Here is a 24,202-nt window from a genome sequence, read left to right as displayed (position 1 = left end):
GGTACTATGCGGCGGTTTTTTCCGCATTACTGAGAGCAATAATGTCCACCACACTGTTTAAAGATTTCACCTTCGAAGCCGCCCACCACCTTCCGCATGTTCCTGAAGGGCATAAATGTGGCCGTCTGCACGGGCACTCGTTTATGGTGCGTCTTGAGATAACCGGTGACGTCGATCCGCATACCGGTTGGATCATGGACTTTGCCGAGCTGAAGGCGGCATTCAAGCCGACCTACGATCGTCTGGATCACTACTATCTGAATGATATCCCGGGCCTTGAAAATCCGACCAGTGAAGTGCTGGCTAAATGGATTTGGGATCAGATGAAACCGCAGGTGCCTCTGCTGAGCGCGGTGATGATCAAAGAGACCTGCACCGCGGGCTGTATCTATCGCGGTGAGTAAAAAAAGCCCGGAATATCCGGGCTTTTTTTTAGGCGATGTTCAGGTACTTGTGCGTCTGCATCGACAGCCGCCAGTTGCGGGCAATACAGGTTTCAATACACAGGCGCGTGGCATCCTCTTTCTGGCTGATAGGCTGCAGCGCGATAATCCGCTGCTTTTCATCCGTCAGCGTGGCGAGCAGTTCATCCAGCGCTTCGATATCACGCACGCGGCCAACCGGGTGTTTAATCTCATCAGCACGCTCCAGCGCCTGAGAGAGTACATCGTAGCCGCCGCGCATGTTAACTTTCGGCGAAACCGTCACCCAGGTGGTGTGAGAACAGCGCACTTCATGCGTGCCGCTGGTTTCAATCTGACAGCTGTAGCCGTTCTTTTCGAGCAGCTCGGTCAGTGGCGTCAGGTCGTGGATGCAGGGTTCACCCCCGGTAATCACCACGTGGCGCGCCGTCCAGCCCTGACGGCCAATGATCGCCAGCAGATCTTCTGCACTTCCCGCGCCCCACTTATCGCTCTCTTTGGTTTTAGCCAGAATGCTAAACAGCGACACTTCCCGATCTGCGAGTTTATCCCACGTATGTTTGGTATCACACCAGGCACAGCCAACCGGGCATCCCTGTAATCGAATAAAGATGGCGGGAACGCCGGTAAAGTAACCCTCGCCTTGCAGGGTCTGGAACATCTCGTTAATCGGGTACTGCATAGTCATCTCAGTTAAGGGGATAAACGATAAGTATCGCAGATCCCCGTCAGATGGTCATGCTCCATCGGTGCTTTGAGCGCCAATCGCTGCCATAAACCGCGCAGTAATTTGCTGTGGGCGGGTGATGGCCCCGCCGACAACGACCATAAAGGCACCAAGTTCCAGGCACCTCGCCGCCCGTTCAGGTGTGTCAACGTTGCCTTCGGCCACCACGGGAATGTCGACGGCAGCCAGTACCTCTTTCAGAAATGCGCAGTCATTGTCCGGTAGCGCATGGCCTGCGGTTTCTGTCGTATAACCGTAAAGCGTGGTCCCCACACAATCAAAACCCAGCGCCTGCGCCGTCACGGCCTCTTCTGTTGTGGAAATATCCGCCATCAGGCGTACCGACGGGTACCGCGTGCGGATATGCGCGACCAGCGTCGCCAGGTCTTCGCCGCCAGGGCGCTGTCGCGCAGTCGCATCCAGGGCAATGATTTCCGGAGAAACCGTCATCAGCTCATCCACCTCTTTCATCGTGGCGGTGATAAACACCTCACTATCCGGATAATCGCGTTTGATGATGCCGATAACCGGCAGCGCTACCTGCTGCCTGATGGCTTCGATATCCACCACGCTATTGGCACGGATCGCTGCCGCCCCACCCTGCGCGGCGGCCAGCGCCATTCGTGACATAATAAACGCGCTATGCAGAGGTTCATTCTCCAGCGCCTGGCAGGAGACGACCAGTTTTCCCTTCAGGTTATCCAGTACAGTTTTCATTACGATAAGATCTCTTCCACTTCGTTTTTAATAATCGTGACATGCGGCCCATAAATGACCTGAACACCGTTGCCGCGGACGATAACGCCACGCGCGCCGGTCGCTTTCAGCGCCGATTCATTCACTTTGCTGCCATCCTTCACCGTGACGCGAAGACGCGTCGCGCAGCAGTCCACCTCTTCGAGATTGTCTTTGCCACCTAACCCGGCGATCACCGCAACAGCACGCTCGCTCTGCGAAAAGGTCACTTCATCCGCCATCGCCTCTTTCTCACGCCCCGGCGTGGCAAAATCAAAGCGATTAATCAGATAGCGGAACGTAAAGTAGTAGAGGAAGAACCACGGCACCCCTACCAGCGGCACGAACATCCAGTGGGTTTTGGCCTCGCCCTGGAGAATGCCGAACAGCACGAAGTCGATAAAACCGCCTGAGAAGGTTTGCCCGATAGTGATGTGTAAAATATGGGCGAGCATAAACGCCAGCCCGTCAAACAGGGCGTGAATGACGTACAGCACAGGTGCAACAAAAAGGAATGAGAACTCAATAGGTTCAGTAATTCCCGTCAGGAACGAGGTCAATGCCGCCGAAAGTAACAGCCCCGCGACGCGTTTTTTGTTCTCCGGCTTTGCCGTGTGGTACATCGCGAGGCAGGCACCCAGCAGACCAAACATCATCGTGATGAAACGTCCGGACATGAAACGCGACGTGCCTTCATAAAACTGGCGTGTAGTCGGGTCAGCAAGCTGGGCGAAGAAGATCCGCTGCGTACCTTCTACCAGCTGACCGTTAACGATCTCGCTGCCGCCAAGCGCGGTCGTCCAGAAGGGAAGATAGAAGATGTGGTGTAAACCAAACGGCCCGAGCATGCGCAAAATGAAACCGTACAGCATAGTCCCCAGATAACCGGTGGCATCCACAAGCCCGCCCAGACCGAAGATCAGCTTCTGGAAATGCGGCCAGATGACGGTCATTAATGCCCCGACAAGTATGGCCGCCAGCGAGCTGACGATCGGTACAAAACGTGAACCGCCAAAGAAACCCAGGAACTGCGGAAGCGCAATCTTATTGAACCGATGATGTAACGCGCAGGTCACAAGCCCGATGACGACCCCACCAAATACGCCGGTTTCCAGCGTCTGGATCCCCAGCGTCATTCCCTGCCCTACGGCACCCGGGTTCTCAAGCGCCAGTTTTCCGGTCAGGATCAGCAGCGCATTGATGGTGGCATTCATCACCAGAAAAGCGAGCAATGCCGCCAGCCCCGCGGTTCCTTTATCATTTTTTGCCAGCCCGACGGCGACCCCGACAGCAAACAGCACCGAGAGGTTGGCGAACACAATCGAACCGGCACTGCTCATAATGGTAAAGATGGCCTGCAGCCACGCAACATCTAAAAACGGGTAGGCCGTGAGGGTATTGGGATTTGATAACGCGCCTCCAATCCCCAGCAACAAACCCGCCGCGGGCAAGACGGCGATGGGCAACATAAATGATTTGCCAAAGCGCTGCGCTTTCTCAAACCATCCGCCAGAAGAAGCCCCACTGAACATTTGCATCATTTTTTCATCCCCTCGTGTATAGATGAAAATTTTTACCATATTAATTATTAATAGTGAAAATTATCATCAATAACCAGGATGACGATCATACTTTTTCGAAATGACTGGCATCTTTCCCCCGCTTTCCGCCACACTAGTCGACAGAAGAATGCATTAAGGATCTCGCATGTCAGACCATGAAAACCTGCTGCTGAAGCTACGCCAGGAGGCTTCCGGGTACAGCCCAACGCAACGAAAACTGGGAGAGTTTGTCCTCAACGATCCTGCCCGGGTGCTTTACCTGACGATCACTGAGCTGGCGCGCGAAAGTCATACCAGCGAGGCCAGCGTGACGCGTCTTTGCCGCACGCTGGGCTGTAAGGGGTACACGGAATTCAAAATGGCACTTGCGCTGGACATTCAGCAGGGTCAGCCAGAGCGTCAGGCCGGAGATGAAATTGATAGCGTAGTGGAAGAGTCTGTACAGGCTCTGCAGGATACCGCCAGACTGCTCGACAGAGCGCTGCTGGAAAAGGCGGCACAGGCGCTGCATCAGGCGCAGTCAGTCCAGATTTATGGGGTCGCTGCCAGTGCGATCCTCGGCGAGTATCTGCATTATAAGCTGTTGCGCCTGGGCAAACCTGTGCAGCTCTTCAGCGATATGCACCGTGCAGCCATGAATGCGACCACCCTCTCTAAAGCGTCGCTGGTGGTAGCCATCTCCAGTTCAGGCTCAACGCGGGATTTACTTCACGTCGTAAAACTTGCGCGCAAACGTGGCGTCCCCGTGCTGGCGCTCAGCAATACGCCGCGTAGCCCGCTGGCGTCCCTGAGCGATATGCTACTGGTTGCAGCCAAACCCGAGGGGCCGCTTAGCGCAGGCGCACTCAATGCCAAAGTGGGTGTTATGCTGCTGGTCGAGTTGCTTACCCACTCCCTTATTACAATAGACGGTCATTACGGCGAGGTCAGCCAACAAACCGCCAGCGCAACGCTTCCTCTGTTGCTGTAGAAAACCTTCGCAGGCTATATATCAATAGCCTGCGAGTTTGTTATTTTGAGTGTTCTTAAGCATCCGTTAAATTATTTACCGCATCAATGAATGATGTTACAAAGTATTTTTATAATTACATTTTTACTTAATATCATCACGATACAGGAAGCGAATTTATAATATATAAATCAGCAAGTTAAAATAAATATCTTTATAAATTGAATTTTCTTCCCTCCTGCAATGTCCAATCTCATCCCCTGAATTCCTTACCTTAAAATAAGCTTAAGAAACGGTAAGGCTGGCCATTTTTTTATTTAAACGCCGTTTACTTTCGCCCGCCTACAATCCGCCTCATCAATCATAATGAGACGGTATCAATGAAAACCTTACTGATTACAGGCGTGACCGGATTTCTGGGCGGTGCAGTACTTGAAAAAATCCTGACCGGCGAGAGCGCCGTAAATTTGCTTCTGCTTGCGCGCGCCAGTGACCCGCAAGGTGGGCTGTCGCGAGTGCAGGAGAATATGCGTAAGTTCAACGTGCCTGAGCATGCACTGGCCTCGCTGAGCGTGGAGAATATTCTCATTGGCGATCTCAGCCAGCCGGAAGCCTTCCTGAACGATCCGCGTCTTGAACAGGTGACGCATGTCGTTAACTGCGCGGCCGTCGCGTCATTTGGCAACAATCCGCTTATCTGGAAGGTGAACGTCGAGGGAACCCTGGCGCTGGCGCGCCGCATGGAACGGGTGTCGACCCTACAGCGCTTCCTGCACGTTGGCACGGCGATGTCCTGCACGCCGGAGCAGGATTCGCTGATCGCCGAAAGTGCAGAATTCAGAGAGAACGCCGAGCATCTGGTGGAATATACCTATTCGAAATCCACCATTGAACAGCTGATGCGCCAGCACTGTCCTGGCCTGCCGCTGCTCATCGCCCGCCCGTCTATCGTCGTCGGCCATACCCGTCACGGCTGCACGCCTTCAAGCAGTATTTTCTGGGTCTTTAGCATGGGGTTAATGCTGCAAAAATTTATGTGTTCGATGGAAGACAAAATCGATGTCGTTCCGGTGGACTATTGTGCCGACGCGCTGTTAATGCTGCTTACCAGTGATGCACGTTCAGGGGAAGTGGTACATATTTCTGCCGGGGAAGAGAACAGCGTTCGCTTTGCTGATATTGATAAGGCAATGGCACAGGCGCTGGAGAAAGCCCCTGTCGGAGATCGATACGCTCAGGTGAGTTACGAAACGCTGGTCAGAATGCGCCGCGAACTGAAGGATATTTTTGGGCCATGCAACGAGCGCCTGATGCTGAAAGCAATGCGTTTATACGGTGCTTTTGCCACACTCAACGTGCGCTTCAGCAATGATAAGCTGCTTAGCATGGGCATGCCTAAGCCACCCCGCTTTACGGACTATATTGCCCGCTGCGTGCAAACCACTCAGGGACTGACCATTCCGGAACAAATGGCGGTCGATTTTAAATAGCCAAAAAAAATGCCAGTCTTACGACTGGCATTTTCATTTTAAGGCTTAGCGATTATGCCTGGCCTTTGATCTCTTTACGACCGTTGTATGGTGCTTTTTCGCCCAGTGCTTCTTCGATACGAATCAGCTGGTTGTATTTAGCAACACGGTCAGAACGGCTCATAGAACCGGTCTTGATCTGGCCAGCCGCGGTACCAACAGCCAGGTCAGCGATGGTAGCGTCTTCAGTTTCGCCAGAACGGTGAGAGATAACAGCGGTGTAGCCAGCGTCTTTCGCCATTTTGATCGCAGCCAGCGTTTCGGTCAGAGAACCGATCTGGTTGAATTTGATCAGGATGGAGTTAACGATGCCTTTCTCGATGCCTTCTTTCAGGATCTTGGTGTTGGTTACGAACAGGTCGTCACCCACCAGCTGGATTTTGTCGCCCAGTACTTTAGTCTGGTATGCGAAGCCATCCCAGTCAGACTCGTCCAGACCGTCTTCGATAGAAACGATTGGGTACTGTTTGGTCAGGTCTTCCAGGAAGTGAGTGAACTCTTCAGAGGTGAACGCTTTGTTGCCTTCGCCAGCCAGAACGTATTTACCGTCTTTGTAGAATTCAGACGCTGCACAGTCCATCGCCAGAGTGATGTCTTTGCCCAGCTCGTAGCCTGCTGCTTTAACCGCTTCAGCGATAACAGCCAGTGCTTCTGCGTTAGAACCCAGGTTTGGCGCATAGCCACCTTCGTCACCAACAGCCGTGTTCATACCTTTAGCTTTCAGAACTTTAGCCAGGTTGTGGAACACTTCAGAACCCATACGTACTGCTTCTTTCAGGGATTTCGCGCCAACTGGCTGAATCATAAATTCCTGAATATCAACGTTGTTGTCTGCGTGCTCACCACCGTTGATGATGTTCATCATCGGTACAGGCATGGAGTATTTGCCTGGAGTGCCGTTCAGTTCAGCGATGTGTTCGAACAGTGGCATACCTTTAGCAGCCGCTGCAGCTTTGGCGTTCGCCAGGGAAACGGCCAGGATTGCGTTAGCACCGAAGTTAGATTTGTTTTCAGTACCGTCCAGATCGATCATGATCTTGTCGATGCCAGCCTGGTCTTTAGCGTCTTTGCCAATGATTGCCTGAGCAATAGGGCCGTTTACGGCGCCAACAGCTTTCAGTACGCCTTTGCCCATGAAACGGGATTTGTCGCCATCGCGCAGTTCCAGCGCTTCGCGGGAACCAGTAGAAGCACCTGACGGAGCAGCTGCCATACCGACGAAACCACCTTCCAGGTGAACTTCGGCTTCAACGGTCGGGTTACCACGGGAGTCGATGATTTCACGACCGATGACTTTAACGATTTTGGACATTAGATTTTCCTCAGTACAAGTTAAACTAAAACTCCAGACAAACAACGCGCACCAGAGGTACGCGTTGCCGTTCTAACTTTTTTTACTTCGCCTGACGCTTCTGGTAATCGCTGGCGGCTTTCACAAAGCCTGCAAACAACGGATGCCCGTCACGTGGCGTTGAAGTAAATTCCGGGTGGAACTGGCAGGCGACAAACCACGGATGGTTTGGCACTTCGATGATCTCGACTAACTGATCATCCCCGGAGCGGCCCGCAACACGCAGACCCGCAGCTTCAATTTGTTTCAACAACATGTTGTTGACTTCATAGCGGTGACGATGACGTTCGGTGATAACCGGCTCGCCATACAGCTTGCGAACGACGCTATCGTCGGACAGCTGGCAGGCCTGTGCGCCAAGACGCATCGTGCCCCCCAGGTCGCTCTTCTCGGTACGGACTTCGACGTTACCTTCTTCGTCGCGCCATTCAGTGATAAGCGCCACGACAGGGTACTTACAGTCTGGCACAAATTCCGTAGAGTTCGCGTTTTCCATTCCCGCTACGTTGCGCGCAAATTCGATCAGCGCAACCTGCATACCCAGGCAGATACCGAGGTATGGAATATTGTTTTCACGCGCATAGCGTGCGGTGGCGATCTTGCCTTCTACACCACGGTAGCCAAAGCCGCCAGGGATAAGGATTGCATCCAGATCTTTCAGAATTTCAACGCCACGCGTTTCAACATCCTGCGAATCAATCAGCTTGATGTTAACGGAGACGCGGTTCTTCAGACCACCGTGTTTCAGCGCTTCGATAACTGACTTATAGGCATCTGGCAGTTCAATGTACTTGCCAACCATGCCGATAGTCACTTCGCCAGCCGGATTCGCTTCTTCGTAAATAACCTGTTCCCATTCAGACAGGTTAGCTTCCGGACAGTTCAAGCTGAATCGTTTACAAATATAATCGTCCAGGCCCTGTGATTTCAACAGGCCCGGGATTTTATAAATGGAATCGACATCTTTCATTGAAATAACGGCTTTTTCCGGCACGTTACAGAACAATGCAATTTTCGCGCGTTCGTTCGCCGGAACCGCGCGATCGGAACGGCAAACCAGGATGTCTGGCTGAATACCGATGGAGAGCAACTCTTTAACGGAGTGCTGAGTCGGTTTGGTTTTCACTTCACCTGCGGCTGCCATGTAAGGCACCAGCGTCAGGTGCATGAACAGCGCGTTTTCACGGCCAATATCAACCGCCAGCTGACGAATCGCTTCCAGGAATGGCAGGGATTCGATATCACCCACGGTACCGCCGATTTCAACCAGCACCACGTCGTGGCCTTCGCCGCCCGCAATAATGCGTTCTTTGATAGCGTTAGTGATGTGTGGGATAACCTGAACGGTAGCACCAAGATAATCACCACGGCGCTCTTTACGCAGAACGTCGGAGTAGATACGGCCTGTCGTGAAGTTGTTACGACGGGTCATTTTAGTGCGGATGAAACGCTCGTAGTGGCCAAGATCCAGATCGGTTTCAGCGCCGTCTTCAGTAACGAACACTTCCCCGTGTTGGATTGGACTCATGGTACCCGGATCGACGTTGATGTACGGATCCAGTTTCATCATGGTCACATTGAGGCCACGGGCTTCAAGAATGGCTGCGAGGGAGGCTGCGGCAATGCCTTTACCCAGAGAGGATACGACCCCGCCGGTCACAAAAATATAGTTCGTTGTCATGCTGAACCTGAGAAGTTAGGGTGAAACGATGGAATAACCAGGACGGGAAAGTAGTATACCCGAACACGGCGAGCGCCACAAACTTTCATTCTCCGTCTCCTGTCCAGCCAATGACAAACATAAGGAGTGAGAAAATAGCCCCTTTTGGGTAAATGTTTTTGACGCAAATCAAGCGCTTGTCATTTAAAAAATCACACAAATTGCGCTTGATCGCAAAATTTCGTTAGAGATCAGTTTCCTGGCGTTTTACTTCTTGCCAGACTTCTTCCATCGCATCGAGGTCAATTCCGCTCATTTCCAGGCCGCGCGAGGCCACAATCCGCTCAACTTCGCGAAAGCGTCGTTCAAACTTAATGTTGGCTTTTTGCAGGGCGGTTTCCGCTTTTACACCCAGATGGCGAGAAAGGTTGACGGTCGCGAACAGCAAATCGCCCATCTCTTCTTCAAGCTTTGCTTCATCTACCACGGCCTGTTGCGCTTCGTGCATCACTTCGTCGATCTCTTCATGCACTTTTTCCAGCACCGGGCCAAGAGACGTCCAGTCAAAGCCAACCGCGGAGCAGCGTTTCTGAATTTTATGCGCCCGCATCAGCGCAGGCAGGTTCAGGGGAATGTCATCCAGTGCCGAGTGCTGGGATTTCTCCGCGCGCTCGGCGCTTTTAATCTGTTCCCAGCGCGCCAGCACTTCCGCGCTATCACCTGCGGTGGCATCGCTAAAGATATGCGGATGACGGCGTTCCAGTTTGTCGCTGATGGCAGCGCAGATGTCCTCGAAGTTAAAACGCCCCTCTTCCTGCGCCATTTGCGCATAGAACACCACCTGGAACAGCAGGTCACCCAGCTCACCACGCAGGTCGTCAAAATCCTCGCGTGAAATGGCGTCCAGCACTTCATAGGTCTCTTCGAGGGTGTACGGGGCGATGGTGGCGAAAGTCTGCTCTTTGTCCCACGGGCAGCCGTTTTCCGGATCGCGCAGGCGTTTCATGATGCAAAGCAGGCGGTCGATTTGGGTCATAATTCTGTCCTGATTAAAAATAAATGCCGGGTAAAGGCTACGCCTTACCCGGCTTACAGAAAGGTGGGCTTACCCGCCGTGCAGACGACGTGCGTCAATCACATCCGGGACCTGGTTCAGTTTGCCAAGCACGCGGCCCAGCACCTGCAGGTTGTAGATTTCGATGGTCATATCGATGGTGGCAAGCTGCTCGCGCGTATCGCTGCGGCTGGCCACGCCCAGCACGTTAACCTTCTCGTTCGCGAGAATGGTCGTAATATCACGCAGCAGGCCGCTGCGGTCGTTTGCGGTAACGCGAACCACCAGCGAGTACCCCGCCGAGTAGCTCTCGCCCCAGACCGCTTCCACAATACGTTCCGGTGCATGCGACTGCAGCTCGGCAAGCTGGTCGCAGTCTGAACGGTGAATGGAAATCCCGCGTCCCTGAGTGATAAAGCCAACGATATCATCACCCGGGATTGGCTGGCAGCAGCGGGCAATGTGATGCATCAGATTACCCACCCCTTCCACCACAACGCGGCCATTGTCTTTGCTGCGCTGCTGTGGCGCATAGGTTTTCTGCTGCAGCTGCTTCAGCGCCGCCGCATCCTGCTCCGCCGCGCTTGGCTTGTTGAACTGCGCCTGCAGGAAGTTCACCATCTGATTAAGACGGATATCACCGCCGCCAATCGCCGCCAGCAGTTCATCCAGCTCGTTGAAGTTGTAGCGCGGCAGCAGGAATTTCTCGGCCTCTTTCAGGCTTATGCCGATATGTTCCAGCTCGTCGTCGAGGATCTGGCGACCGGCAAGAATGTTCTTGTCACGATCCTGCTTACGGAACCAGGCGTGAATTTTTGAGCGCCCGCGGCTGGTGGTGACATAACCCAAGTTCGGGTTAAGCCAGTCACGGCTCGGGTTAGGCTGCTTCTGCGTGATGATTTCAATCTGGTCGCCCATCTGCAGCTGATAGGTAAACGGTACGATACGTCCGCCGATTTTCGCCCCGATGCAGCGGTGCCCCACATCACTGTGGATGTGATAGGCAAAGTCCAGCGGCGTGGAGCCTGCTGGCAGGTCGACCACGTCACCTTTCGGCGTAAAGACGTAGACCCGGTCGTCAAAGACCTGGCTTCGCACTTCATCCAGCATTTCGCCGGAATCCGCCATCTCTTCCTGCCACGCAATCAGCTTACGCAGCCAGGCAATGCGGTCTTCATGACCAGAGCGTACGCCACCTGACGTCCCCTCTTTGTATTTCCAGTGCGCCGCGACGCCAAGCTCAGCGTCCTCGTGCATCTGTTTGGTACGAATTTGAATCTCGACCGTTTTGCCGCCAGGCCCCAGCACCACGGTATGAATAGACTGATAGCCGTTAGGTTTCGGGTTCGCGACATAGTCATCAAACTCATCCGGTAGATGGCGGAAGTGAGTATGTACTATCCCTAACGCGGCGTAGCAATCCTGCAGACGCTCCGCAACGATGCGCACGGCGCGCACATCAAACAGCTCATCAAAGGCGAGATGTTTCTTCTGCATTTTGCGCCAGATGCTGTAGATGTGCTTGGGTCGACCATAGACTTCGGCCCGCACATTCTCTTCTTTCATCGACTGGCGCAATCCGCTGACGAATTCCTCAATATAGTGCTCGCGGTCAATGCGGCGCTCGTGCAGGAGTTTTGCAATCCGCTTATATTCTGCCGGGTGCAGGTAACGGAAGCAGTAATCCTCCAGCTCCCATTTCAGTTGACCAATCCCTAAGCGGTTCGCCAGCGGTGCATAGATGTTCGTACACTCTTTCGCGGCCAGTACGCGCTCGTCTTCCGGCGCATCTTTTACTTCGCGCAGGTGGGCAACGCGTTCAGCGAGCTTGATGACCACGCAGCGGAAATCGTCCACCATGGCCAGCAGCATCCGGCGAACGTTATCAACTTGCTCCGAGGAGACGGAATCGGTATGTGCGGCTTTGAGCTGGCGGATTGCCGCCATATCCCGTACGCCGTGGATCAACGCCACGACGGATTGCCCGACGCTGTCGCGCAGCACGTCTTCAGTGACGACATCCGCATCGGCAAGCGGGAACAAAAGCGCGGCCTGCAGCGTTTCGATATCCATGTTCAGCATGGATAAGATTTCAACCATCTCCACGCCGCGCCACAATAACAGTTCGGCGTCAGGATGCCCCAGAGTGGTGCGCTGACAGTAGGCCCAGGTTTCGGTTAAGCGTTCACACGACTGCTGGCTGGAAATCCCCAGACTTGCTATCCATTTTTGTGGGTCAAACTCCCCAGCTTTATTAAGATGTGCACTTCTTACCGCAACCATTGTCCTCTCCTTTAGGGACCAGGGCCTGTCGAAGTCGACAAGCCAAACTAATTAGATGTGCTCAAACAACACCATCGATTCCAGATGCCCAGTGTGCGGGAACATGTCCAGCATTGCCAGACGCTGAATCTGGTAACCCGCACGGATTAATGCCTCACTGTCTCGGGCAAGCGTTGCCGGGTTACAGGAAACATAGACCACGCGCCTGGGCGCGAGTTTAATTATATGTTGCATTACACCCGGTGCACCTGCGCGCGCCGGGTCGAGAAGAATTTTGTCAAACCCCTGCGTCGCCCACGGCTGCTGTGTCACATCTTCCTCAAGATTTTGGTGAAAGAATGTCACATTTTGCAAGCCGTTCTGTCGTGCGTTCTCCTGCCCTTTAGCCACCAGCGCCTCAACGCCTTCGACGCCCACAACGCTTGCCGCCTGCCGGGCCAAAGGCAGCGTGAAATTGCCCATTCCGCAAAACAGGTCAAGTACCCGATCGCTCTTCTGCACATCGAGCCACATCAGCGCTTTCTCAATCATTTGCTGATTGACGCCATCATTTACCTGAATGAAATCGCGCGGACTGAACGTTAAGCGTAGCCCGTTTGACGCATACCAGGGCGCTTCACCTGTCAGTTGCTCAAGTATCTCGCTTTGGGGGGCAAGGAAAAGCGCCAGCTCGTGGGAATGCGAAAAGCGTTCCAGTTTTTCGCGATCTTTTGTCGACAGCGGCGCGGTGTGGCGCAGCACCATTAGCGGGCCATTGTTGGCCATGACCAGTTCAACGTGCCCGAGGTGTCGAACGCCGTCCAGTCCGCAGAGGCAGGCATGCACGTCAGGAAGCAATGCCTCAAGACGGGGCACCAAAATGGGGCATTGCCTGATATCGACGATATCGCTGGAGCTGGCTTTGCGAAATCCCATCTCCAGCCGCTCAGTTTTTGGCTGATAGTTCAGGCTCAATCGCGCGCGACGACGATAGCCCCAGGGCTGGTCGGCGATGATCTCGTTGACGTCGTGCTTAAGCAGGCGGGCCAGGGCGCTGCTTTTACTTTTTTGCTGTAATTCTGTGCTGACATGCTGTTGCTGGCAGCCACCGCAGACGCCAAAATGCGGGCAGCGAGGCTTCACGCGGTCCGGGCTATCGTTATGACGCTGCTTAACCTGCCCGCGTGCAAACTGGCGTTTATCTTCCGTCAGCGTAATTTCTGCTCGTTCTGTTGGCAGTAAATCTGTTATAAACAGTGTCTTACCATTATGACGCGCAACCCCCTGGCCAAAGGGATCGAGGTCAGTGGCTTCAACAGTTATGATCTGACGCGTCGTCACGCGTCGCTTTGCAGAGTAGAATTGCGCCATCGCCGAGATTTTTCTCACATAAACATAATTATCCTAATTGTCCCATAACGGAACGCCATGACCAACTACAGCCTGCGCGCGCGCATGATGATTTTGATCCTCGCCCCCACCGTTCTCATCGGTTTGCTGCTGAGTATCTTTTTTGTGGTGCACCGCTATAACGATTTGCAGCGGCAACTGGAAGATGCCGGTGCCAGCATTATCGAACCGCTGGCCGTCTCCAGTGAGTATGGGATGAACCTGCAAAACCGCGAATCGATAGGTCAGTTAATCAGCGTGCTGCACCGCCGTCATTCGGATATCGTGCGTGCCATCTCCGTTTACGACGAGCATAACCGCCTCTTTGTCACCTCGAATTTTCATCTGGATCCAGCGGCCCTGAAAATTCCTGACGGTACGCCCTTCCCGCGCCACCTCACCGTGCTGCGACGCGGCGATATCATGATCCTGCGCACCCCGATTATTTCGGAAAGCTATTCACCCGATGAATCCGCCCAGTCTGACGCCAAATCCAGCGACAATATGCTCGGATATGTGGCGCTGGAGCTGGATCTCAAGTCGGTGCGTCTGCAGCAGTACAAAGAAATTTTCATCTCCGGCGTTATGATGCTGTTCTGTATCGGGATTGCACTTATCTTCGGCTGGCGCCTGATGCGTGACGTGACGGGGCCTATTCGCAACATGGTTAACACCGTCGACCGCATTCGCCGGGGCCAGCTCGACAGCCGGGTAGAAGGGTTTATGCTGGGCGAGCTCGATATGCTCAAAAACGGCATTAACTCGATGGCGATGTCGCTGGCAGCGTATCACGAAGAGATGCAGCACAACGTCGACCAGGCGACCTCTGACCTGCGCGAAACCCTGGAGCAGATGGAGATTCAGAACGTTGAGCTGGATCTGGCGAAAAAACGCGCGCAGGAAGCCGCACGTATCAAATCCGAGTTCCTCGCGAATATGTCCCACGAGCTGCGTACGCCGCTCAATGGCGTGATTGGTTTTACCCGTCTGACGCTAAAAAGCGAGCTGAACCCAACCCAGCGCGATCATCTGCACACCATTGAACGCTCGGCCAACAACCTGCTGGCGATCATTAACGACGTGCTCGACTTCTCCAAGCTGGAAGCCGGCAAGCTGATCCTGGAGAGCATCCCATTCCCGCTGCGCAGCACGCTCGATGAAGTGGTGACGCTGCTCGCGCACTCGTCGCACGATAAAGGCCTGGAGCTGACGCTCAACATTAAAAATGACGTACCGGATAACGTCATTGGCGACCCGCTGCGCCTGCAGCAGGTGATTACAAACCTTGTCGGTAACGCCATCAAATTCACCGAAAGCGGCAACATTGATATTCTGGTGGAAAAGCGCTCCATCAGTAACAACAAGGTTCAGATTGAAGTTCAGATCCGCGATACCGGCATCGGTATTCCGGAGCGGGATCAGTCCCGTCTGTTCCAGGCGTTTCGTCAGGCCGATGCAAGTATTTCCAGACGTCATGGCGGCACGGGGTTGGGTCTGGTTATCACACAGAAACTGGTTAAGGAGATGGGGGGAGATATCTCGTTCCACAGCCAGCCAAACCGGGGCTCCACGTTCTGGTTCCATATTAATCTGGACCTTAACCCGAACGTGCTGACCGACGGTCCGGTAACCAATTGCCTGAAAGGAATGCGCCTTGCCTACGTTGAGCCGAACGCCGCAGCGGCGCAGTGTACGCTTGATATCTTAAGCACCACGCCGCTGGAGGTGATCTACAGTCCTACCTTCTCAGCGCTTACCGTGGAGCATTACGACATCCTGCTGTTGGGGGTCCCGGTCACCTTTACCGGCGAGCTCACCATGCAACAGGAACGGCTGGCGAAAGCCGCATCGATGACCGACTACCTGCTGCTGGCCCTGCCGTGTCATGCCCAGATCAATGCGGAAGAGTTAAAAAATGACGGGGCCGCCGCCTGCCTGCTTAAGCCACTTACCGCGACCCGCCTGCTGCCAGCACTGACGGAATACTGTCGTCTGAGCCAGCACGCCCTGCCGCTGATTGACGATGAGCAAAAATTGCCGATGAGCGTAATGGCGGTGGATGATAATCCGGCCAACCTGAAGCTGATTGGCGTGTTGCTTGAAGATCAGGTTCAGCACGTAGAGCTGTGTACCAGCGGTGCGCAGGCGGTTGAGCATGCGAAACAGATGCAGTTCGATTTAATTCTGATGGATATTCAGATGCCCGGCATGGATGGCATTCGTGCCTGCGAGCTGATCCGTCAGCTCCCGCATCAGCAGCAAACGCCGGTGATTGCGGTCACCGCCCACGCGATGGCCGGTCAGAAAGAGAAGCTGCTGAGCGCCGGAATGAATGATTATTTGGCCAAACCTATCGACGAAGAGAAGCTGCATAGCCTGCTGTTACGCTATAAGCCGGGGCATATCGGCGGAACGTACACGGTATCGTCCGAACCGGTGGAAATCAGCGTCAATCACAACGCCACCTTTGACTGGCAGCTTGCGCTGCGCCAGGCGGCGGGTAAGCCTGATTTGGCCCGCGATATGCTGCAAATGCTGGTCGCATTTCTGCCGGAAATTCGTAATAAGGTCGAAGAGCAGCTGGTGGGTGAAAACCCGGAAGATCTGCTGGAAGCCATTCATAAGCTGCACGGTAGCTGCGGCTACAGCGGTGTGCCGCGGCTGAAGAATCTCTGCCAGCTGCTGGAGCAACAGCTTCGCGCGGGCACGCCGGAAACCGATCTTGAACCGGAATTTCTGGAGCTGCTGGATGAGATGGATAATGTGACGCGGGAAGCCATGAAGGTGTTAGGTAACTAGCGTTGCCCTCTCCCGCCGGGAGAGGGCAAACAGGATTGCCCGCCGTTCAGAGCCTGAACGCCTGCCCCACTTTCAGCACTGCAGCGATATTGCGTGCGGCCATCCGCACATTGTCGCTGGCATTTTCCAGCGCGTCCTCCAGCGAACAGATGGTATAAATCACGCTGAATACCGCGTCGATGCCGTGATTATGTACCACCCCGACATCCGCCGTCAGGCTACCCGCAATACCGATGACCGGTTTATTAAAGCGTTTAGCCACCTTCGCGACGCCCACCGGCACTTTGCCGTGGATCGTCTGGCTGTCAATGCGCCCTTCTCCCGTAATCACCAGATCGGCGTTAGCCACCTGCTCTGCCAGATGCAGCGCATCGGTGACAATCTCAATCCCCTGACGAAGCTGCGCACCGCAGAAAGCGTAGAGTGCCGCCCCCATCCCACCCGCCGCACCGCCGCCGGCAAGGTTGATGACGTCGATATCCAGATCCCGGGCAATGACCTGCGCGTAATGCGCCAGGGCGTTATCCAGGGTCACAATCATCTCCGGCGTGGCGCCTTTTTGCGGGCCAAAGACCGCGGATGCCCCTTCGTCTCCGGTGAGCGGATTAGTGACGTCACAGGCGACTTCAATCCGGCACTCTGCCAGACGCTTATCCAGCCCGCTCAGGTCGATACGGGCCAGTTTTGCCAGCTCGCCGCCCCCCTGTCCAAGGGACTGCTCGTTGGTATCCAGCAGCTTTACCCCCAGCGCCTGCACCATGCCGGCACCGCCGTCATTGGTGGCACTGCCGCCAATGCCAATAATAATATGCTTAACGCCCGCATCCAGCGCGTGCCGGATAAGCTCGCCGGTCCCCCAGGAGGTGGTAAAAAGGGGATTGCGTTGCGAAGGCGCAACCAGCTCCAGACCGCTTGCCGCCGCCATTTCAATAAACGCGCTCTGTTCGTCACCGGAGATGCCATAGAACCCGTCCACAGGCTCACCCAGCGGGCCTGAGACAGAGGCATGGACAATGCGCCCCTGCGTCGCCGCCACCATAGCTTCTACGGTACCTTCTCCACCATCGGCGACCGGCAATTTCACAAAGTCAGCCGCGGGGAAAATCTCGCGAAAACCCAGCTCAATCGCGGTGGCTACCTCAAGGGCGCTCAGGCTTTCCTTATACGAATCCGGTGCGATAACAATCTTCATAAGCCATCCTTACGCATAGTCATTACGTTAAGCATACACCACGTAAACGACCGCTCATGGGAGCGGTCCCAATGCGTTTATCGTACCATGCACGGACGTTTATTGTCGAATTTCCAGTCAGGTATCAAATATTGCATGGCCATCGCATCATCGCGTGCCCCCAGACCATGTTTTTGATACAGCTCGTGGGCTTTCATCACCTGATCCATATCCAGCTCAATGCCCAGACCCGGCGTGGTTGGCACCTGCACCATGCCTCCTTTGATCTCAAACGGCTCTCTGGTCAGACGCTGATTACCTTCCTGCCAGATCCAGTGGGTATCGATAGCGGTGATCGTGCCCGGTGCAGCAGCGGCCACGTGGGTGAACATCGCCAGCGAGACATCAAAGTGGTTATTGGAGTGCGAGCCCCAGGTCAGGCCAAATTCATGACACATCTGTGCCACACGCACCGACCCCTGCATCGTCCAGAAGTGGGGGTCTGCCAGCGGAATATCGACAGACTGTAACGACAGGGTGTGCCCCATCTGACGCCAGTCAGTGGCAATCATATTGGTCGCGGTGGGTAAACCGGTGGCGCGACGGAATTCCGCCATCACTTCACGGCCCGAGAAGCCCTGCTCAGCCCCGCACGGATCTTCCGCGTACGCCAGCACGCCTTTCAGTTGTTTACCAATGCGGATAGCTTCATCCAGAGACCAGGCACCGTTCGGGTCGAGCGTGACGCGTGCCTGCGGGAAACGTTTTGCCAGTGCGGTAATGGCTTCCGCCTCCTGTTCACCCGCAAGCACGCCGCCCTTAAGTTTGAAATCGTTGAAGCCATATTTTTCGTACGCGGCTTCCGCCAGGCGCACCACCGCATCCGGGGTCATCGCGTCTTCGTGGCGGAGTCGGTACCAGTCACATTTTTCATCCGCCTGGTTCTGGTACGGCAGCGGCGTCAGCGTGCGGTCACCAACGAAGAACAGATAGCCCAGCATTTCCACTTCACTGCGCTGCTGACCTTCGCCCAGCAGCGACGCAACGTTAACGCCCAGGTGTTGGCCCAGCAGATCCAGCATCGCGGCTTCGATACCGGTGACCACGTGAATGGTGGTTCGCAGGTCGAAGGTTTGCAGACCACGACCGCCGGCATCACGGTCAGCGAAGGTGCTTCTCACGGTATTGAGGATATTTTTATATTCGCCCAGCGTTTTTCCCACCACCAGCGGAGCGGCCTCTTCCAGCGTTTTGCGGATCTTCTCACCACCGGGGATTTCACCCACGCCGGTATGCCCGGAGTTATCGTTGATAATGACAATATTGCGGGTGAAAAACGGCGCATGCGCTCCGCTCAGGTTCATCAACATGCTGTCATGGCCGGCGACCGGAATGATCTGCATGGAGGTGACTACAGGGGTAGTAAAAGTACTCATCGTTCAATCCTTTTATCAGTGACGTCCAAAAACAGGGCGCTTACGATCAAATGTCCAGCCGGGGATCAGGTACTGCATCGGCCCCGCGTCGTTACGCGCGCCGCCTGGCAGTTTTTTATACGCCTCATGCGCGTGATGAACCTGATCCCAGTCAAGCTCAACGCCCAGCCCCGGTGCATCTGGTACGGCAATCTTGCCATTTTTGATTACCAGCGGTTCTTTCGTCAGGCGGGCTTCTCCCTCCTGCCAAATCCAGTGGGTATCAATGGCGGTCGGGTTGCCCGGAGCCGCCGCGCCAACGTGCGTAAACATCGCCAGCGAAATGTCGAAATGGTTGTTGGAGTGACAACCCCAGGTCAGTCCCCAGTCGTCGCAGAGCTGTGCGACGCGAACGGCACCTGAGAGTGTCCAGAAATGCGGGTCCGCCAGCGGAATATCGACCGCGTTCAGCATCACCGCGTGGCCCATTTCACGCCAGTTGGTGGCGATCATATTGGTGGCCACCGGCAGACCGGTGGCACGCCGGAATTCCGCCATCACTTCACGACCGGAGAAGCCCTGCTCGGCCCCGCACGGATCCTCCGCGTAGGTCAACACGTCGTCCAGCCCTTTGCATAAGGCAATGGCCTCATCCAGCAGCCATGCACCGTTCGGATCCACCGTGATGCGCGCATCCGGGAAGCGTTTTTTGAGCGCGCGGGCAGTTTCAATCTCCTGCTCGCCGGGCAATACGCCGCCTTTCAGCTTGAAATCTTTAAATCCGTAGCGATCCTGCGCGGCTTCCGCCAGCCGAACCACCGCCTCACCGGAAAGCGCCTCCTGGTGACGCAGGTGATACCACTCGTGGTCGCCAGGGGAATGCGCCAGATAAGGCAGGTCGGTTTTGTTGCGATCGCCAACGTAAAACAGATAACCGAGCACCGTCACCGCGTCGCGCTGTTTTCCTGGCCCCAGCAGTTCGCAGACCGGGACCTTCAGCGCCTTACCCAGTAAATCAAGCAGCGCAGCCTCTAGCGCGGCGACAGCGTTGACGCGCAGTTCGAACGTCCAGGCGCCTTTGCCGAACGTGTCAAAGTCTGCCGACTGATTGCCCTTGTGCACCCGCTGCACCACGTTATTGAGGCGAGCTACCTCCTTCCCGACGACCAGCGGAATGGCGTCTACCAGCGTCTGGTGGATAACCTCGCCACCCGGCGCTTCCCCAACGCCGGTGTGGCCCGCGGAGTCCGTCAGCACCACGATATTACGGGTAAACCAGGCGTTATGTGCGCCACCGATGTTGAGCAGCATACTGTCCTGTCCGGCCACCGGTATGACCTTCATGTCGGTAATCACCGGGCTTGATTGAGTCGTCATCAGCCGCGCTCCACTACAGGTTTAAGTTCCACGCGCTTGATATCACCCACCAGAACCAGGTAGCTCAGGACCGCCACCAGCGCGTGTACGCCAACGTAAATCAGCGCGCCGTTGAAGGAGCCGGTGGTTCCCACGATGTAGCCGATGGCAATGGGGGTCACAATCCCGGAGATGTTGCCAAACATGTTGAACAGTCCACCGCTCAGGCCGCTGATCTCTTTCGGTGCGGTATCCGCCATGACCGCCCAGCCGAGGGCACCGATCCCTTTACCGAAGAAGGCCATCGCCATAAAGCCAATAATCATCCACTCGGCGCTGACGTAGTTACAGAACACCATGGTCATGGAGAGCAGCATGCCGAGCACAATCGGCGTTTTACGCGCGATATTCAAAGAGCCTGTACGACGCATCAGCCAGTCGGAAATCACACCCCCCAGCACCCCCCCTACAAAACCGCAGATAGCCGGGACTGACGCCACAAAGCCCGCTTTCAGGATCGACATCCCGCGCGCCTGCACCAGGTAAACCGGGAACCAGGTGATGAAGAAGTAAGTTAAGGCGTTAATGCAATACTGGCCCAGATAGATGCCGATCATCATGCGCGAGCCGACGAGCTGTTTGATCTGCGCCCATTTCTGGCTGAACGGCACTTTTGCTTTTGCCGATTTCTGATCCATGTTGATCAGCGCCCCGCCTTCAGCAATGTACTCCAGCTCTTTTTTATTCACGCCGGGATGCTGGTTCGGTTCATGGATCACTTTCAGCCAGACGAAGCTAATGATGATCCCAAGCCCACCCATAAAGAAGAAGACATGTGACCAGCCCACTTCATGCGTCAGCCAGCCCATAATGGGTGCAAAGATCACCGTCGCAAAGTATTGCGCAGAGTTAAAAATTGCCACCGCCGTTCCCCTCTCCTGCGCCGGGAACCACGCCGCCACAATACGGCTGTTACCGGGGAAGGAAGGTGCTTCGGCTAAGCCCACCAGGAAGCGCAGGGTGAAGAGCGCAACGATGATGCCAAATCCGTTGAACACATCGACGAAGCCCTGCAACAGGGTAAATGCCGACCAGATGAAGATGGACCAGAAATAGACGCGTTTGGAGCCAAAACGATCAAGCAGCCAGCCGCCAGGAATTTGGCCGATAACGTAGGCCCATGAAAATGCGGAGAAAACGTAGCCCATGCCAACCGGATCAAGACCGATGTCTTTTGCCATTTCAGAACCGGCAATCGACAGCGTGGCACGGTCACCATAGTTAAAGGATGTGACGATAAACAGCATCACCACTATCCAGTAGCGCGCATTTGTGCGCTTCTCAGCGCTGCTCGCCGCGTGGCTTAATGTACTCATTGTTGCACTCCTGAATCCAGGCTCTCGCCAGTTCATTCTGTACAGCACCGGTAGGGTAACCAGAATGAGGGTTAGTATTTGGCAGTTTTGGTACGGCTTGATGCCGTTTTATAGTGCGCACTGCCTTTTTGATGACTGACCGGAAAAGTATAGGGAGAAGTGCCTCTGTCCCTCACCGTGCATGAACACAACATTGAGGGGTCAATGAGAAGTTGTTTGGGGCATAAGCCCAAAGCAGTGGAAGGTAGTTCACGGAATTCGCCGGAAGGCGGGAGAAAAGCAAAACGGTAACCGACGTTACCGTTTTGTGTTTGCGCTCGCGCCACGTGGGCGCGGGGCCCGGGTATGCGAAGGGCTGCCCGGCCAGAGGGTTATTTAAGCAGCGTTGCCCAGTGTTCAACCCACGGGTTCGATTCACTCTCTGGCTCAGGGTGTTCACCGGCATCAATCAGCAGCATTTCACCGACGCGTTGCGCGCTCTGTTCCTGCAAAAGCGCATCGAACTGCTTACCACCGCCACAGAAATTGGCGTAAGAACTGTCGCCCAGAGCAATGATGCCGTAGTGAACATCTGGCTGATAGCCAAGCTGATCCTTGATTGCCTGGAAAAGCGGCACGATGCTGTCCGGCAGATCGCCCTGCCCGGTAGTGGAGGTAACCACCAGAATGTATTTATCTTTGTACTTTTCCCAGTCTGCCAGCTCCGGGTCTTCATAGACCGTGGCTTTATGGCCCTGACCTGCGAGTATCGCCTCAGCCTCTTCTGCTACCAGCAGCGAGTTGCCGTACATTGTGCCGACAAAAATGCCCACTTCAGCCATGATGTATTTCCTTGATTATTGCGCTTGCTGTTCATCCTGAACGTTGCCCGATACAAACTCAACCCTTTCATTTTCGGGGAGTTGCCCCAGCCAGCCAAACTGTGACAGCGCCTGCATCCAGACGTTATCCAGCCCCGCATGGAGAGTCAGCGGTTCGCCGGTAAACGGGTGCACCAGGCTCAGTGCACTGGCATGCAGCATCAGGCGGTCGCAGCCAAAATGTTCGGCAGCACTGCGGTTCTGGCGCAAATCGCCGTGCTTGCTGTCACCGATAATCGGATGACGCAGATGTTTCAGGTGACGGCGGAGCTGGTGTTTGCGCCCGGTTTTGGGCAACAGCTCAACCAGACTGTAGCGGGTGGTCGGAAACTTGCTGGTTGCCACCGGCATTTCCGTGGTCGCCATGCCGCGGTAATCCGTCACGGCGGGCTGCGGGCCTTTGTCATCGCGGGCAAATTTATCGGCAATCTTGTCCAGCTCTTCCACCAGCGGATAATCGAGCGTGGCGCTCTCCGTCAGCCAGCCACGAACGATCGCGTGGTAGCGTTTCTGGATCTGGTGCTGTTCAAACTGCTGCGACAGCAGGCGGCCCGCTTCGCTGGAAAGCCCCATCAGCAACACACCGGAGGTTGGCCTGTCGAGACGATGAGCCGTAAAGACGTGCTGACCAATCTGGTCGCGCACGGTTTGCATCACCACCACTTTTTCATCGCGGTCCAGCCAGCTTCGGTGCACCAGCCAGCCAGACGGTTTGTTTACCGCGACCAGCCACTCATCCTGATAGAGGATCTCAAGCGTCATGCATCTTCACCGGCAAACACAGCATCCAGCTTTTCCAGCTCAATCAGCATGACATCGCGCGCAGGGTGGGTCGCGTCCAGCGCCATTTCATAATAAGGCGCAACAGCGAACGCCTGCGGCAGCGGGTGGCCGCCGTCGAGCAGCGCGTGCATGCGCGGAATTAATACCCACTGGAGCCATTCGAACGGTGCCAGCGTATCCAGACAGAACGGCTGAGTGCTTGCGAAGGCTTCTGGCTGCGGCGCGGTCTCCTGCCACAGCTGATGTTGGCGCAATAATGCCTCGATGGCGTGCAACCGGGCACGAACGCTATCGTGTTGCGTCATAGTAACCTCAACTGAAAAAGTGAACGGCGCGCAGCATAGCATTGCAGGAGACAGAAATAAAAAAAGGGAGCACTGTAAAAACAGTGCTCCCGGTTCGTTCCGCAGCAATCCAGCTACAATTCGTGCTCCCTGCTCATCCGTGACAACTTTTCCTGAAGCCCGAAGGCCTGGTCATCCTTCACCTTGTGCATCCTGCTCACATCGTCCTGATGTGTTTGTTTCATCCTGAAACGTCCTGGCCATCCTGACCCACCGACCATCCTGACCGGCTCTCATTCTCCCTTCCTGGAGGTGTCCCTTACGCATCCTGCGCGATCCTTTTGCTTCATCCTGAAGCCTTCCTGCAGCGTCATCCTGACGTGTTCCTGGTGAGAAACGCCATCATCCTGATGTTCGTTTCTCGTGTCGGCGTCCTGTCGACACAACTAGAATCCGCTATTCTGCTTCGTCTTACAACCCATGCTGGCAGCGCTGTAAGTCGTCCCGTGCCCCCCTGG

Annotated in this window: 19 protein-coding genes; 4 read left to right on the top strand and 15 right to left on the bottom strand. The window is 55.1% G+C overall.

The genetic code is table 11. From position 1 onward, the window contains the following. Positions 1–41 precede the first annotated feature (41 nt). Positions 42–404, top strand: coding sequence for a 6-carboxytetrahydropterin synthase QueD (gene queD, locus QLG09_RS04055; protein WP_014171404.1), 363 nt, complete (start codon positions 42–44; stop codon positions 402–404). Positions 405–432: 28 nt separating this feature from the next. Here the strand turns inward: queD and queE are convergent, their stop codons facing one another. The 3 genes from queE to QLG09_RS04040 are packed head-to-tail and all read right to left on the bottom strand — an operon-like array spanning position 433 to position 3,425. Next, positions 433–1,104 (bottom strand): 7-carboxy-7-deazaguanine synthase QueE, encoded by a 672-nt coding sequence (gene queE / locus QLG09_RS04050; RefSeq protein WP_020883810.1) that lies wholly within the window; start codon positions 1,102–1,104, stop codon positions 433–435. 54 nt (positions 1,105–1,158) lie between these two features. Beyond that, positions 1,159–1,866: an N-acetylmannosamine-6-phosphate 2-epimerase gene (locus QLG09_RS04045; RefSeq protein ID WP_049022837.1), complete on the bottom strand. Its 708-nt coding sequence runs from the start codon at positions 1,864–1,866 to the stop codon at positions 1,159–1,161. Continuing rightward, a complete protein-coding gene (locus QLG09_RS04040) occupies positions 1,866–3,425 on the bottom strand; it encodes a maltose/glucose-specific PTS transporter subunit IIC (RefSeq protein WP_020883808.1) in 1,560 nt (519 codons plus the stop codon). The genes QLG09_RS04045 and QLG09_RS04040 overlap by 1 nt, the downstream gene beginning before the upstream one ends. Before the next feature lie 166 nt (positions 3,426–3,591). On the opposite strand from QLG09_RS04040, the gene QLG09_RS04035 reads away from it, so the two are divergent. Together QLG09_RS04035 and QLG09_RS04030 are read left to right on the top strand one after the other, a co-directional pair. Then, on the top strand, positions 3,592–4,416 hold the full coding sequence (locus QLG09_RS04035; RefSeq protein ID WP_049022838.1) for a MurR/RpiR family transcriptional regulator: 825 nt from the start codon (positions 3,592–3,594) through the stop codon (positions 4,414–4,416). Positions 4,417–4,775: 359 nt separating this feature from the next. Beyond that, complete coding sequence (locus QLG09_RS04030) at positions 4,776–5,885, top strand: SDR family oxidoreductase (RefSeq protein ID WP_049022839.1); 1,110 nt, start codon at positions 4,776–4,778, stop codon at positions 5,883–5,885. A 52-nt stretch (positions 5,886–5,937) separates the two neighbouring features. Here the strand turns inward: QLG09_RS04030 and eno are convergent, their stop codons facing one another. The 5 genes from eno to rlmD form a co-directional block, all read right to left on the bottom strand. Further along, positions 5,938–7,236, bottom strand: a complete 1,299-nt coding sequence (gene eno / locus QLG09_RS04025) for a phosphopyruvate hydratase (protein WP_014885045.1) — start codon at positions 7,234–7,236, stop codon at positions 5,938–5,940. 82 nt (positions 7,237–7,318) lie between these two features. Continuing rightward, positions 7,319–8,956, bottom strand: a complete 1,638-nt coding sequence (gene pyrG / locus QLG09_RS04020; RefSeq protein ID WP_014171412.1) for a glutamine hydrolyzing CTP synthase — start codon at positions 8,954–8,956, stop codon at positions 7,319–7,321. A 223-nt stretch (positions 8,957–9,179) separates the two neighbouring features. Continuing rightward, positions 9,180–9,971, bottom strand: a complete 792-nt coding sequence (mazG, locus tag QLG09_RS04015; RefSeq protein WP_049022840.1) for a nucleoside triphosphate pyrophosphohydrolase — start codon at positions 9,969–9,971, stop codon at positions 9,180–9,182. A gap of 69 nt (positions 9,972–10,040) precedes the next feature. Then, positions 10,041–12,272, bottom strand: a complete 2,232-nt coding sequence (gene relA / locus QLG09_RS04010; RefSeq protein WP_014171414.1) for a GTP diphosphokinase — start codon at positions 12,270–12,272, stop codon at positions 10,041–10,043. 51 nt (positions 12,273–12,323) lie between these two features. Next, positions 12,324–13,622, bottom strand: a complete 1,299-nt coding sequence (gene rlmD, locus QLG09_RS04005) for a 23S rRNA (uracil(1939)-C(5))-methyltransferase RlmD (protein WP_049022841.1) — start codon at positions 13,620–13,622, stop codon at positions 12,324–12,326. Positions 13,623–13,679: 57 nt separating this feature from the next. Between rlmD and barA the strand changes: the two genes are divergently transcribed. Further along, entirely contained in the window at positions 13,680–16,439 is a 2,760-nt protein-coding gene (gene barA / locus QLG09_RS04000; protein ID WP_049022842.1) for a two-component sensor histidine kinase BarA, read from the top strand. A gap of 46 nt (positions 16,440–16,485) precedes the next feature. Here the strand turns inward: barA and QLG09_RS03995 are convergent, their stop codons facing one another. The 7 genes from QLG09_RS03995 to QLG09_RS03965 form a co-directional block, all read right to left on the bottom strand. After that, complete coding sequence (locus tag QLG09_RS03995; protein WP_049022843.1) at positions 16,486–17,631, bottom strand: glycerate kinase; 1,146 nt, start codon at positions 17,629–17,631, stop codon at positions 16,486–16,488. 77 nt (positions 17,632–17,708) lie between these two features. Then, positions 17,709–19,046, bottom strand: a complete 1,338-nt coding sequence (gudD, locus tag QLG09_RS03990) for a glucarate dehydratase (protein WP_020883801.1) — start codon at positions 19,044–19,046, stop codon at positions 17,709–17,711. A 15-nt stretch (positions 19,047–19,061) separates the two neighbouring features. Then, entirely contained in the window at positions 19,062–20,402 is a 1,341-nt protein-coding gene (locus tag QLG09_RS03985) for an enolase C-terminal domain-like protein (RefSeq protein ID WP_025203355.1), read from the bottom strand. Beyond that, positions 20,402–21,757 carry an MFS transporter gene (locus QLG09_RS03980; protein ID WP_020883799.1) on the bottom strand — a complete coding sequence of 452 codons (1,356 nt, stop codon included), beginning with the start codon at positions 21,755–21,757 and terminating at the stop codon, positions 20,402–20,404. The genes QLG09_RS03985 and QLG09_RS03980 overlap by 1 nt, the downstream gene beginning before the upstream one ends. Positions 21,758–22,128: 371 nt before the next feature. Continuing rightward, positions 22,129–22,578: a flavodoxin gene (locus QLG09_RS03975; protein WP_014171421.1), complete on the bottom strand. Its 450-nt coding sequence runs from the start codon at positions 22,576–22,578 to the stop codon at positions 22,129–22,131. 15 nt (positions 22,579–22,593) lie between these two features. Next, the gene (gene truC / locus QLG09_RS03970) at positions 22,594–23,379 is read right to left on the bottom strand and encodes a tRNA pseudouridine(65) synthase TruC (protein WP_049022844.1); all 786 of its coding nucleotides are present in this window, start codon (positions 23,377–23,379) and stop codon (positions 22,594–22,596) included. Then, complete coding sequence (locus QLG09_RS03965) at positions 23,376–23,705, bottom strand: YqcC family protein (RefSeq protein ID WP_032678877.1); 330 nt, start codon at positions 23,703–23,705, stop codon at positions 23,376–23,378. The genes truC and QLG09_RS03965 overlap by 4 nt, the downstream gene beginning before the upstream one ends. Between the last annotated feature and the right edge of the window lie 497 nt (positions 23,706–24,202).

Origin of the sequence: Enterobacter sp. V89_11 (genome assembly GCF_029967775.1) — a bacterium.
Taxonomy (GTDB): domain Bacteria; phylum Pseudomonadota; class Gammaproteobacteria; order Enterobacterales; family Enterobacteriaceae; genus Enterobacter; species Enterobacter ludwigii.
Note: the sequence above shows the minus strand (reverse complement) of the source record. Positions and strands in the feature narration are given on the sequence as shown.